The sequence below is a fragment of the Nocardia colli genome (assembly GCF_008704205.1).
Classification (GTDB): domain Bacteria; phylum Actinomycetota; class Actinomycetes; order Mycobacteriales; family Mycobacteriaceae; genus Nocardia; species Nocardia colli.
Genome location: NZ_VXLC01000001.1, coordinates 1080396 through 1092460, shown reverse-complemented (window position 1 = coordinate 1092460; position 12065 = coordinate 1080396). Strand labels below are relative to the sequence as shown.

Sequence of the window (12065 nt, the reverse complement as noted above, 5' to 3'; positions counted from 1 at the left end):
GCATGCTGCGCACGGCGCCCGTCGTGACCGCCGACCTCGTCGAAGCGACGGTCCCCGCACCCGAATCGCTGCGGCCGTGGTTCACCGAACTCGGGCGCATCCCGACCGTGCGGGACCTGGCCGAATCGTTCGCACACGTCCCGCAGGCCGCGACCACGATCGTGCTGCGCTCACAGCAGGGCGGGCCGCGCGAGGCACTCGTCATCGGCCCGCAGACCAAGGCGCTCTACTCCCATCCGAGCAAACCCGCGTCCTGCCTGCGGCTGCGGTTGGCGCACGGCGCGGCCCGGCCGCTGCTCGGCGTGCCCGCTGCGGTGCTCACCGATCGGGTCATCCGGCTCGCCGACCTGCCCGGCGTCGCCGCCGATCTAGCCGACGAGCTGATCGAGCTGGACGCCGACGAGATCTTTCAGTTCCTGGAAGATATTCTGCCGCAACGCATTTCCGAGAACGAGACCCGACGCGCACAACGCGAGGTACTCCGCTCGGCCGTAGCGTCGCTATCCGCGGATCCGAACGGCCGCTCCATGCGCGCGTTGGCCGCCGACGTCGCCGTCAGCGAACGCCAACTCCGCAACCTGTTCACCGCCGGAATCGGCGTCTCCCCCAAGCATTTCGCGCGCATCGATCGAGTACGCCGCATCCTGACCCAGGTGCGCAGCACACCGATCGCGCAATCACCTTTCAGCACAAGCGATTACGAGTCCAAGACGTCCCTCGCGCAGCTCGCCGCAGACAACGGATACTTCGACCAATCCCACATGACCGCAGACTTCCGCACCCTAATGGGCGTCCCTCCGCGCTCATTCCTCCGCGGCGCTGTTCCCACTCCGTCTCCCTGCCGCCCACTAGACCGCATCTGACTGCGCGGACTCAGGGTTTCGGGGGTTGGGACTTGGCTCGGCGGCGGGCCAGTTCTTCCTGTTCCAGGACGGCGGCTTCGGCGAGGGTGGGGGCGGTGCCGCCTAGGCGGGCGGGGACCCAGCGGGCGCCCGGTTCCATGGGGTAGTCCTGTTGGGCTTGGGTGAGGAGGTCGCTCATGGAGGTGCGGAGGGTGGCGGTGAGTTCTTCCGGAGGTTCGGCCGGGGGGATGGGGTCGCCGATGCGGATGTTGATCGGGAAGTTGTGGCGGCCCAGCTGTTTCGGGATGTCTTTGGTCCAGACGCGATGGGCGCCCCAGATGGCCAGGGGGATGATCGGGACGCCGGCTTCGATGGCCATGCGGGCGGCGCCGGACTTGAAGTCCTTCAGTTCGAAGCTGCGGCTGATGGTCGCCTCGGGATAGACCACCACGAGTTCGCCGTCGCGCAGCGCGTCGACCGCCCGGCTGTAGGACTCGGCGCCCGCGGTCCGGTCGACGCCGATTGCCTTGCAGTGCTTCATCAGGAAACCGACGATGCCGTGCTCGAGCTCGGCCTTCATCATGTACCGGACGTTGCGGCCTGACTTGCGCCCGACCAGTCCGACCTCCATGAAGTCCAGGTACGCGGTGTGATTCACGGCCAGCACCGCGCCGCCCGAACTCGGGATCCGGTGCTGATCGGCGATGTCGATCCGCAGCCCCTGCACCGCGAAGATGGTGCGCACCAAGCCGGTGAGGACGTCGTAAACCGGTTCCCGAGCCATCCGAATCTCCGCTGTTACGAGGCCGTCTTCTTCCGCGCGGCCTTTTCCGCGGCCTCGGCGGCATCGAGCGCGTCGGCCTCCTCCAGGGTAGGAGCGCTGCCGCCGAGGCGAGCCGGTACCCAGTACGCGCCCGCCTCGTGGGTGTAGTCCTTTTGCAGGTCGAGCAGCATCTCCTGCATGGTCGTGCGGAGTTTCGCGGTCAGCTCGGACGCGGGCTCGAACGGGGCGATCGGCGCGCCGACGGCGATGGAGATCGGAGTGTTGGTGCGGCCCAGACGCTTCGGGAAACCCTTGGTCCACACCCGCTGCGCGCCCCAGATGACGATCGGGATGATCGGCACGCCGGACTCGATGGCCATCCGCGCGGCGCCGGACTTGAAGTCCTTGATCTCGAAGCTGCGGCTGATCGTCGCCTCGGGGTACACGCCGACGAGCTCGCCGCGCTGCAGGTATTCGACGGCGGCCTTATACGAGTCCGCGCCGGCGCCCCGGTCGACCGGAATGTGCTTGAGCGCGCGCATGATCGGGCCGGAGATCTTGTCGTCGAAGACCTCTTTCTTGGCCATGAACCGGATGTAGCGCTTGGGGGTGCGCACCGGCAGCCCCGCATAGGTGAAGTCCATGTATCCGGTGTGGTTGACCGCGAGCACGGCACCACCCCGCGCGGGGATATGTTCAGCGCCCTTGACGGTGAACTTCAGGCCTTCGACGAAGAAGACGGTACGGGCAAGGCCGATGATCGTCCGGTAGACGGGTTCCACAATTCCGCTAGCGTAGTCGCTGACTGTCCCATCCGGCAGTGGGCCGCTGCTTTATGGGTCACACCGGGTCCGGGACGGCCCGTCGCACGCAGTAGAGAAGAGGATCGTCGAAGTGGAATGCGCCCGTCCGAATTCATCTGGACGCGACCGGTCCGCGTCGCACCTTCGACGAGTGGTGATCGGCGGCTTGGCCGTCACCGGGGCGTTCGTGCTGAGCGGCTGCGATTCCGTGGTCGGCATCCCGACCGATGAGCCGGCGGCGGTCGCGACCACGAGCACGACGCCGCCCGCCGCGGTCCCGTCCACTCAGCTGGTTCCGCCGACCTCCGCCACCGTGGCCGCCGCGCCCACCACCGGCACGGTCGCCGAAGTGCCCGCCGCCGTGCAGCGTTGGGCCGCGGACCTGAAGACCGGCACCGTCGCGCAGTTGCAGGCCAAGTGCTGGACCATCGCGCCGCGCAACGTGGCCGAGATGTACGCCGACGACCAGCCCATCCTGGCCGCCCTGGCCCAGCCCGGCACCGCCACCAAGGACGCCATCACCTGGAAGAACCGCAGCACCACCGTCGCCGTCGACCGGGCCGCGCTCGACACCGGTTACGCCTGCCCCCGGGTCGCCACGGCGGGCGCGGACATCGACTACAACGAGGCCGACGCTCGGCACACGGTGCGGCGCTACCTGGCCAGATTCGTCGGCACGCCGCTCGACGCCGCCGACAAAGAGGGCGCCTACCCGCTGGTCTGCAAGGCGTCCCCGGCGAGCTGGGATCCCACCGGCACCGGCAAGGCGATCGCCGCGCCGCTGGCCGACAACCCGGGGAAGCTGACCGGCGCGACCAAGTTCGCCGACCAGGAGATCAGCTCCGAGCGACTACGCGGGGACTACCTGACCGTCGAGGTTCCGGTGACCAACTCCGCGGGAGTCACCAAGACCCGCACCTTCACCCTGACCGCCGGTCCGCAGGGCTACTGCATCGGCGACGTTTCGCCGTGAGCACCGCGAGCGGCGGCAGTTGCACCCGAGCGATTACCCTGGGTGGCTGGTAACGGTAGGAGGAGCAGCTCGTGCAGATCACCAGCGTCGGACACGCCGGATTCCACATCCGCACCGCGGCGGGGTCGATCCTTTGCGACCCCTGGGTCAACCCCGCGTACTTCGCGTCGTGGTTCCCGTTTCCCGACAACACCCAGCTGGACTGGGACGAGCTGGGCAATTGCGACTTCCTCTACGTCTCGCATCTGCACCGCGACCACTTCGACGCGGAGAACCTGGCCAAGCACGTCAACAAGGACGCGACCGTGCTGCTGCCGGACTACCCGGTGCCGGATCTGAAGCGCGAGCTCGAGCAGCTCGGCTTCCACAAGTTCTTCGAGACCGAGGACTCGGTCAAGCACACGATCAGCGGTAACGGCGCCGAGCTGGACATCATGATCATCGCGTTGCGCGCGCCGGCCGACGGGCCGATCGGCGACTCCGGGCTGGTCGTCTCCGACGGCGAGACCACCTGTTTCAACATGAACGACGCGCGCCCGGTCGACATGGACGTGCTGCACGACTCGTTCGGGCACATCGACATCCACCTGCTGCAGTACTCGGGCGCGATCTGGTACCCGATGGTCTACGACATCCCGAGCCGGACCAAGTCGAACTTCGGCAAGCAGAAGCGTCAGCGCGGGATGGACCGCTGCCGCAGCTACATCGAGCAGGTCGGGGCCACCTGGGTGGTGCCGTCGGCCGGGCCGCCGGTGTTCCTGGACGACGAGCTGCGCTACCTGAACGACGATCGCGGCGACGAGGGCAACATCTTCCCGGATCAGATGGTGTTCCTGGATCAGATGAAGATCCACGGCAACGAGGGCGGGATCCTGATGATCCCCGGTTCGGTCGCCGACGTGCGCGGCGCCGAGCTGGAGTTGACCCATCCGTTCGAGCCCGGCCTGATCTACGACAACAAGGCCGAGTACATCGAGTTGATGGCGCAGCGGCTCGCGCCGGTGCTGGCGGCCGAAAAGGCTTCCTGGGCAACGGGTGACGAGCCGTTGCTGGAACCGCTGAAGGCGCTGTTCGAGCCGATCATGGCGCAGAGCGATCTGATCTGCGACGGCATCGGCTATCCCGTCGGGCTGGTGATCGGCGACGAGACCGTGGTTCTGGACTTCCCCAAGCGGGTGGTGCGCGGGGCTATCGAGGGAGAAGGCAAGTACCGCTACGGTTTCCGCATCGCCCCCGAGCTGGTGCGTACCGTGCTGCGGGATAACGAACCCGACTGGGTGAACACCATTTTCCTGTCCACCCGCTTCCAGGCGTGGCGGATCGGCGGCTACAACGAATTCCTCTACACCTTCTTCAAATGCCTCACCGATGAGCGGATCGCCTACGCCGACGGCTGGTTCTCCGAGGCGCACGACGATTCCGCCTCGACCGAATTGGCCGGGTGGGAAGTGCAGCGCCGGTGTCCGCATCTCAAGGCGGATCTGTCGAAATTCGGTGTGGTCGAGGGAAATACGCTCACGTGCAATCTGCACGGCTGGCAATGGGATCTGGAATCGGGACGGTGCAAGACGTCCAAGGGGCATGAATTGCGGTCGCGGAAACTCTGAGCGCATCGGACCGGCCGGCCCTTTCGGCGCCGACCCGGAATTCGCTCGTTCCGCAGTGATCAGGCTTTGACCTCCCTGGTGAGCCGCGAGGACCAGGGGCACCAGAAACAGCCCGGCAGGAACGCGCCACAGGCCTCGTCGAGATGGTCGTCGACGTAGGTGATGCTCGCGTCGCAGACCTCGATCGCCATGGTGAAGAAGGTGATGGTGTCCGGGTCGAGGTGGAAACTCCACCCTGGGTTGTACTCGGCCGACTGCTTACGAATGCGACCCATGACATGGATCGACATCTGTTCCTCGCCGGAGAGGATCCGTCGTGCTTCCGCGATACGCGCTTCGTTGGTCAATCTGACCACGAATTCTTTGCCGGAGTAATCCGTGAATGCGAAGTCTGCCATGATATTTCACCTCGAAGGGTCGACCGATGGAGCCTTGCCATTCGATGGTAGCCAGCGGCTATGTCTTATTTCCGGCGAAATCGATTGTGCGGCAACATAATTAAAGAACCGTTCTGTATGCGGCCGGGAAACGGCCGGTTTTGCTGTAACGGACGCGGCGTTGCGTACCAGAATCCTGGTTCAGTGGGTGATCAGCGCCGGGCCACCGTTTTCGCCTGCACGATCAGTTCTCGCGCGGCGATCGCGCCCCTGGCGACGGGTGCGGCGACCCGGCCGTCGGCGTCGACGAGGACCGCCGACGGGGTGCCGCGGACGCGGTAGCGCAGGGCCGCCTCGTTGCCCAGTTGCACCAGTACCGGGATATCGGCGAGGCCCTGCGCGCGGCCCCATTCGGCGTGTTCGGCGGCGTCGCCGTTGCCGACCACGACAATGGTCAAGGCGTGTGCGGTGCGTTCCTGCCAGCGCGGCAGTTCACGCGCGAGGCCCGCGCACAATTCGCATCCTGGATGGACGAAGACCAGCAGCACCTGGCGTCCTCGCGCCAGCAGCGACGCCAAACTCGTTCGGCCACCGGCGACATCGAGCAGCTCGAATTCCGGTGCGACCGCGCCGACCGGCAGACCCTCCGCGCCGAGCGTCGACAACGTTTGCTCATCGACCCGCTTACGCAGCGTGCGCACCTCACCCCACAGCCACGTCAGTACCGCGACCAAGACCGCTGCCACTGCGAGCCAGACCGCATCGTCGGTGGGCAGCGCGCCCGGCACCTGCGGATAAGCGACCGCACCCCACGCGACCACCAGCGCAAGGACCAGCAAGACCCCGTTGCGCACCAGCGTCCGCGCCCCGATGGGCTCCGCACTCACCGCACCGAAACACGAACAAGCCGGACGCTCCCCACGTTTCAACAGCCGCGCGACCGCCAGCGTGAACACCACCAGCAACAGCACGGCCAGCACCGCCCCCGGCAAAACCGCCCACGGCACCAGCACCGCGACCGCGACCAACCCCTCCAACACCGGTAGCCCCCACCCCACCGCCGGCACCCACCGAATCGGAACCCCGAACTCCCCCACCGCTTTCCGCGCACCAACCGGATCCGCCAGCTTCCCCACCGCCGACAACCCGAACAGCACACCAACCACCAGCCGCGAAATCCACACCCCGTATTCGATAGGCATGAGCGCAGGTTCCCACACCCGCAAACCTTCGAAATACGAATCGGCAGAACTACTTCCAGCCTAGAATCGATGGTGTGCCGAGCCCGCGAGCGGTCGCCTACTACCCCACCGCGGTGCCACTCCACGACGCCTGAAACCGCCGGCAATGCCTCGATCAATGAGCACACGGCGGACGAGTAGGACACCACGACAGCCACTCCGCCGCCACGTACCACTCGCCTTGCCCGCCGTCGGTTGGCAGGGCCGGAACTTGCCGCACCACTCCTGATTTCTCGCACCGAGAATTGCATGCGATTTTCGGTGCGGGAAATCAAGAGTGGTGCGGCTGGCGGGCGGAGTCTCGGGGCGATGCTGACGCAGGCTGCGTTGACTCGTTCGCCTTGTAGCTCGGCGTGCACTCGTTGAGTGGCGCGCCTCGTCGGGTGCTGCGGTGTCAGCTGTGGGAGCGGGTGGCGATGCCGACGGCGAGCAAGGTCAGGGCGCTGCCGATCACGGTGGTGGTGGAGAGGCCTGCGGTGGTGGGGGTGGTGATGTCGAGGGCGATCGAGGTCAGGAGTTGGCCGGCTACGGAGGTCAGGGCTAAGAGGAGGACGCCGGTCCAGCGGACGGTGATGGCGGCCAGGGCGATGAAGGCTATGCCGATCAGGCCGCCTAGGTAGAGCCAGGGCTGGGTGGGGAATTCGGTCGGGAGGCCGGAGCCGAGTAGGACGATCGCCTCGAGCGCGACCAGTCCGGCGAGGCCGACGCAGAAATTGACCAAGGTGGCGGGTAGGGGGCCGCCGATTTCGCCGACGCGGCCGTTGACGGCTTGTTGCCAGGCCAAGCCGATGCCGGCCAGTGCGGGCAGGATGATCAGGAGCGCGGTCGGTGCGCTGCGCAATGAGTCGGGTACGGAGAGAGCTCCGGCCGGTGCGCCGGATCTGCCTGCGCCGGCGATCAACACAGCTAGTACGGCGAGGGCAGCACCGCCGAATCGGAGTGCGGTGATCGGAGTGCGCCCGCTCGGAGAGACGCCGAGACGGTCGACCACCAGGCTGCTCAGGAGTTGGCCTGCGACAACGGCAACGGTGAAAGAGGTGACGCCGATCGCCGCGACGGTGAGCCCCTGGCAGGCAACGAAGAAAGCACCGCAGAGCCCACCGAGCAGGTGCCAAGGGCGCAAAGTGCCCGCCGACAACGCCTTCCGAACCTGCGCCGCACCATCCCGCAGCCGACCACTGAACACGAACGCGATCACCAGAATCAACAACCCGGACCCGAAACTGATGGTGGCCGCAGCAATCCCGTCATGCAACCGCCCACCGAGCGCACCATTGATCCGCCCCTGCACCGCCACCCCCGCCCCGATGCAGAACCCGAACCCAAGCCCCAACCTCGCCCGCGCGGTCACCCCGAAACGCTACCGCCGCCCGCCCCGACTCCAACGCTCACGCACCCCGACCGAGCGCGCCCCGCGGATCAAGCCGACTCGATACGCAAGCGACCGAACACGTCCTGCAGAACCGCCCAGACCAGCGAGACTGCGTAAATGCCGAGCGTGCCCCGCAGGTCTGCCTGCGAATAGGAGCCACGTGACCTGTATCTGCCGGAGAGCCCACACACGATGTGCAGGCGCCGCAGGTCGCCGGCGCTTCTTGTTCGCCGACCCGATGAAGAGAGCAGCAGTCGGTCGGTGCAGAGTGCGTCTTGCGGATCAGCTCGCACGAAGGGCACTGGCGACCACGGATGACGGGCGCGCTGTGCCGGTCGGCCCATATGACGCGAGTGGGCAGCCATCCGGTCGCGGCGCGCTCTGTCGGTCAGCCGGCGCGGAGGGGGCGGGTGGCGTAGGTGTCGTGGCGGGCGTAGGTGCGGTCGCCGCCGTTGCGGGCGATGGAGCCGCGGACCAGGCGGGTGCGGATGCGGGCGCCTAGGGTTTCGTGGAAGCGGGTGGCGCCGGGGAGGATTCGGCGGGGGAACTCGAGGGCGCCGTTGACTACCGCGGTGGCCATGACGGCGCTTTGGTAGAAGCGGCTGTCGGGGAGGCCGAGGAAGTCGGCGTTGCTGGGGCCGAGGATGATTCGGCTGTAGGCGACCATGTAGCTGGTGATTATGCGGCGCACGGCGCGCTGGGCCACGGTGTCGTTGCCGACGAACAGGCCGCCCGCGGCGGGGATCAGGGCCTGGGCCAGGCGCTGGGAGTCGGCGTCGGGGATGAATTCGGTGTCGGCGAGGATCCAGAACGCGCGCCAGGTGTCGGTTTCGCAGGTGGGCAGGATCTCCGCGTCGACACCGAGCAGGAAGCCGACGTAGCGCCAGAGCTGGAAGACGGCGTCCTTCTCCTTGGCCGAGAATTGCAGGCCGAGCGCTTGGGCGCCAACGAGATTCGCCATGGAGAACAGGCCGAGGGTGCCGACGGTGAGCACCTGGTTGACCGGGTGATCCCACGCTTCGTAATCCCAGTCGGGGCGTCGGTTCATGCCCGCCCGCACCAGCGCGTGCATCAACCGCACCCGCAGCACACTCTTGTAGCCGACCGCATTGCGTTGCAGCGCACCGGGAGTCGTCACATCGAGCCACCACTGGGTGGTCTCGGCGAGCCGGCGCGGCGCCATCGCGTCGAGGTCGCCGGTGCCGACGAGGGTCTTGTCGGCGCGCGAGGCCAGGTATCCGCCCATCAGGGCGAACATCCCCATCGCGATGCCACCCCAGACGCTGGTCCGGCCGACGACGCGCGCGCCGCGATCGATCTTCTCCCGGTCCAGCCAATACGGATCGGCCTCGACCTGCTCGAAGAACGCGGTCAGTTCCGGCGGCGCGTCCGGCACCGCGTCCAGTCCGCTTTCGACGGCGAGCTCGAACATCCGGCGGCCCTCGCCGACGGGCAGCCGCTTGAACATCGCGACCATGGCGTCGGCGAGCGGATCGCCGACGGAGGTGAATCGGCGGAACGAGTCGCGCTGGGCGGCGGTGCAGCTCAGATCGCCCGGCGCCATGACCGGCACGGCGTACTTGAACGGGAACTCCGTGAACAGCTGCGGAGTGGGCAGTTTCTGGTTGTCATGCGCCATTGCACTTCACCCGTCGGATCGAGGTTCGCGGTCGAGCATTCTGACAAGACCGTCCCACACAATCAGATATCTGGCAAGGATGTATGCCAGAATGACTCCGATGGCTACCACCTCGCGGTCCTACGGCGGCGTGCCGATCGAACAGCGCAAAGCGCGGCGACGTGCCGCGCTGCTCGACGCCGCCCAGGAAATCATCGGGACCTCGGGTTTCGCCAAGCTGACGGTGTCCGGGTTGTGCACCCAGGCGCGGCTGTCGGAGCGGTACTACTACGAGAGCTTCGGCGATCTCGACGCGGTGTTCAGCGAGTTGTTCGACCGGATCGTGGACGAGATCGGGCAGGCGGTGGTCACCGCGTTCGTCACCACGCCGACCGATATCCGCGCCAAGACCAGGGCCGCCATCGCCGCAGCCATCGACCTGATCGCCGACGATCCGCGCAAGGCGCGCATCGTTACCGTCGAGGCGCAGCTGAATCCGGCGCTGCTGATGCGCCGGGCCGAGGTGATGCGCTCGTTCGCGGGCATCATGATGGCGGTGTGCGCGGGCGAGGTCGGGGCCGAGGTGGTCGAAAAGGCCGGTGACCAAGCCGAATTCGCTGCCACTCACCTGCTCGGTGGACTCTGGGAGACCACCAACAGCTGGCTGGCGGGCACGCTCCCGGTCACCCGCGCCGTTCTGATCGATCGCTCCACCGACCAATTCCTGCTCACCGCAAGCCATCTCATCGGCGCCCCGCTCGACTAGTCATCGAAGGGGCCTGGTTGAGGCATTGGCCGACTCGCGGCACCTCGATGTCCCGCTCGACTAGACATCGAACGGGACCTGGTTGAGGCATTGGCCGACTCGCGGCACCTCGATGTCCCGCTCGACTAGACATCGAACGGGACCTGGTTGAGGCATTGGCCGACTCGCGGCACCTCGATGTCCCGCTCGACTAGACATCGAACGGGACCTGGTTGAGGCATTGGCCGACTCGCGGCCCGCTCGACGAAAGCACACGACCGCGGACGAGGTGGCTCATTCGGCTGTCCCTGAGCCGGGAGGCCTCGACGGTAGCCAAGACGGGGTCAGCAAGGCGATGGGGAGCATCGTCGCGCCGAGTAAGGCGAGCATGGTCGACATGGACCAGAAAGTGGTGGTGAGCGCGGCGAAGGCGAAGACGGCCAAGGCGACGACCTCACCGAGCAGGCCGGATACCGAGGTGACGGTGGCGCGAGCCGGGCCTTCGATCGCGTCTTGCAGGCGGGCGCCGGCGACGACACCGGCGTTGTACACAATGCCGTAGGACAGGCCGATCGCGGTGAAGCCAAGACCAGTAAGGACATACACGGCGCTCGGCCGGTGTTCGGCGAGTCCGGCGAACAACGCGCCGCCGAGGAACAGCACGCCGCCGAGTCCGACGGCAATCGCCATGGTGCGGCCGGACATGCCTTCGGTGCGCCCGGCGAGCACCGAGCCGCCCAGCGAACCGAGGACGGTGAGGCCGACGAGCAACGGCACCACCGCGGTCGGCACGCCGACCGACTCGGCGAGCAGGGCGAAATACTCGTCGAAGGCGGTGATACCGAAGAGCAAAGCGCCGAGCAGCACGCCGTTGCGCACCGCGCGTACTCGAATCGCTTCTCCGACACCGGTCTTCAACATGGCGAGGTAGCGGGCGAACGGTCCCGCCGCAGTCCGATGCTTCGCGTCAGCGTCGTCGGATCCGACTCGATCGCCGGTTACCGGCACCGTTTCGTCTTCCAGTTCATCGATGTCGGCGGCGGATACCGCCTTCGGCGCGCTGGGGAACGACATCGCGATTACCGTGTGCAGCGCGGCGAATCCGACACTGGACCAACCGATCAGGGCGTAACCACCCCAGAAATACAGCGGGGTGGCGGCGACGATACCGACGACGATGGCAGTCTCGGATGCCGCGCGGGTATAGCCGAGGATGCCCGCGTACGCGGACTGCTCGCCACGCGCGGCCAAGTCGTCGTACAGCAGCGCTTCGAAGGTGCCGGACACCAAAGCGCCTGCGGCGCCCCACAGTACGAATCCGAGGGCGAAGCCCGGATACGTCGGGACCAGGGTCCACAGCGCGAACCCGGCCGTCAGCAGGACACCGCTCAGGACGAGAAGAGCACGGCGCGACACCGTATCCGCCCATGCACCGGACGGCACCTCGAGCAGAAACGCCGTGGTCGACCAGATCGCGAACAACGAGGAAATCTGCCCGGTGCTCAGCCCGTGGTCGGCGAACAGCAGGGAGTACAGCGCGTACAGCGGGATCAGGTCGCCGATGCCCTTGAACAGCACGGCGCGGATCGTCAGCGAGCGCAGCGACGGAACCGCCGGCACCCGGACCGAACGTGGAGGAAGACTGTGGGTGGCGGCGCTACCCGTCAGCCGGGCGAGCACCCCTCGGACAGATCAACAGACGTAGACGAGCAAACGCATGGGGT

Annotated in this window: 11 protein-coding genes; 4 read left to right on the top strand and 7 right to left on the bottom strand. The window is 67.0% G+C overall.

Annotated elements, in window-relative coordinates; genetic code table 11:
* The first annotated feature begins 2 nt into the window (after window positions 1–2).
* Complete coding sequence (locus tag F3087_RS05210) at window positions 3–863, top strand: AraC family transcriptional regulator (RefSeq protein ID WP_150400931.1); 861 nt, start codon at window positions 3–5, stop codon at window positions 861–863.
* Window positions 864–873: 10 nt separating this feature from the next.
* On the opposite strand, the gene F3087_RS05205 is transcribed toward F3087_RS05210, so the two are convergent.
* On the bottom strand, window positions 874–1626 hold the full coding sequence (locus F3087_RS05205) for a lysophospholipid acyltransferase family protein (protein WP_150400563.1): 753 nt from the start codon (window positions 1624–1626) through the stop codon (window positions 874–876).
* A gap of 14 nt (window positions 1627–1640) precedes the next feature.
* Complete coding sequence (locus tag F3087_RS05200) at window positions 1641–2387, bottom strand: lysophospholipid acyltransferase family protein (protein ID WP_150400562.1); 747 nt, start codon at window positions 2385–2387, stop codon at window positions 1641–1643.
* A 172-nt stretch (window positions 2388–2559) separates the two neighbouring features.
* On the opposite strand from F3087_RS05200, the gene F3087_RS05195 reads away from it, so the two are divergent.
* Together F3087_RS05195 and F3087_RS05190 are read left to right on the top strand one after the other, a co-directional pair.
* Window positions 2560–3381 (top strand): hypothetical protein, encoded by an 822-nt coding sequence (locus F3087_RS05195; RefSeq protein ID WP_223884825.1) that lies wholly within the window; start codon window positions 2560–2562, stop codon window positions 3379–3381.
* A 71-nt stretch (window positions 3382–3452) separates the two neighbouring features.
* The gene (locus F3087_RS05190) at window positions 3453–4988 is read left to right on the top strand and encodes a Rieske 2Fe-2S domain-containing protein (RefSeq protein ID WP_150400560.1); all 1536 of its coding nucleotides are present in this window, start codon (window positions 3453–3455) and stop codon (window positions 4986–4988) included.
* A 59-nt stretch (window positions 4989–5047) separates the two neighbouring features.
* On the opposite strand, the gene F3087_RS05185 is transcribed toward F3087_RS05190, so the two are convergent.
* The 4 genes from F3087_RS05185 to F3087_RS05170 all read right to left on the bottom strand — a co-directional run bounded on the left by F3087_RS05185 (window position 5048) and on the right by F3087_RS05170 (window position 9617).
* Window positions 5048–5386: a BP74-related protein gene (locus tag F3087_RS05185; protein ID WP_150400559.1), complete on the bottom strand. Its 339-nt coding sequence runs from the start codon at window positions 5384–5386 to the stop codon at window positions 5048–5050.
* A 191-nt stretch (window positions 5387–5577) separates the two neighbouring features.
* Window positions 5578–6567, bottom strand: coding sequence for a peroxiredoxin family protein (locus F3087_RS45825; RefSeq protein ID WP_191093770.1), 990 nt, complete (start codon window positions 6565–6567; stop codon window positions 5578–5580).
* 433 nt (window positions 6568–7000) lie between these two features.
* The gene (locus F3087_RS05175; protein WP_150400558.1) at window positions 7001–7957 is read right to left on the bottom strand and encodes a DMT family transporter; all 957 of its coding nucleotides are present in this window, start codon (window positions 7955–7957) and stop codon (window positions 7001–7003) included.
* A gap of 409 nt (window positions 7958–8366) precedes the next feature.
* Window positions 8367–9617, bottom strand: coding sequence for an oxygenase MpaB family protein (locus F3087_RS05170; RefSeq protein ID WP_150400557.1), 1251 nt, complete (start codon window positions 9615–9617; stop codon window positions 8367–8369).
* A gap of 100 nt (window positions 9618–9717) precedes the next feature.
* On the opposite strand from F3087_RS05170, the gene F3087_RS05165 reads away from it, so the two are divergent.
* A complete protein-coding gene (locus F3087_RS05165) occupies window positions 9718–10362 on the top strand; it encodes a TetR/AcrR family transcriptional regulator (RefSeq protein WP_150400556.1) in 645 nt (214 codons plus the stop codon).
* 273 nt (window positions 10363–10635) lie between these two features.
* Here the strand turns inward: F3087_RS05165 and F3087_RS05160 are convergent, their stop codons facing one another.
* A complete protein-coding gene (locus tag F3087_RS05160) occupies window positions 10636–11961 on the bottom strand; it encodes an MFS transporter (protein WP_449583511.1) in 1326 nt (441 codons plus the stop codon).
* Window positions 11962–12065: the final 104 nt, after the last annotated feature.

Bases quoted from the DNA above. Each gene is read 5' to 3' on its own strand.
- F3087_RS05170 (WP_150400557.1), bottom strand. From the start codon at position 9,617: ATGGCGCATGACAACCAGAAACTGCCCACTCCGCAGCTGTTCACGGAG.
- F3087_RS05185 (WP_150400559.1), bottom strand. From the start codon at position 5,386: ATGGCAGACTTCGCATTCACGGATTACTCCGGCAAAGAATTCGTGGTC.
- F3087_RS05210 (WP_150400931.1), top strand. From the start codon at position 3: ATGCTGCGCACGGCGCCCGTCGTGACCGCCGACCTCGTCGAAGCGACG.
- F3087_RS45825 (WP_191093770.1), bottom strand. From the start codon at position 6,567: ATGCCTATCGAATACGGGGTGTGGATTTCGCGGCTGGTGGTTGGTGTG.
- F3087_RS05205 (WP_150400563.1), bottom strand. From the start codon at position 1,626: ATGGCTCGGGAACCGGTTTACGACGTCCTCACCGGCTTGGTGCGCACC.
- F3087_RS05165 (WP_150400556.1), top strand. From the start codon at position 9,718: ATGGCTACCACCTCGCGGTCCTACGGCGGCGTGCCGATCGAACAGCGC.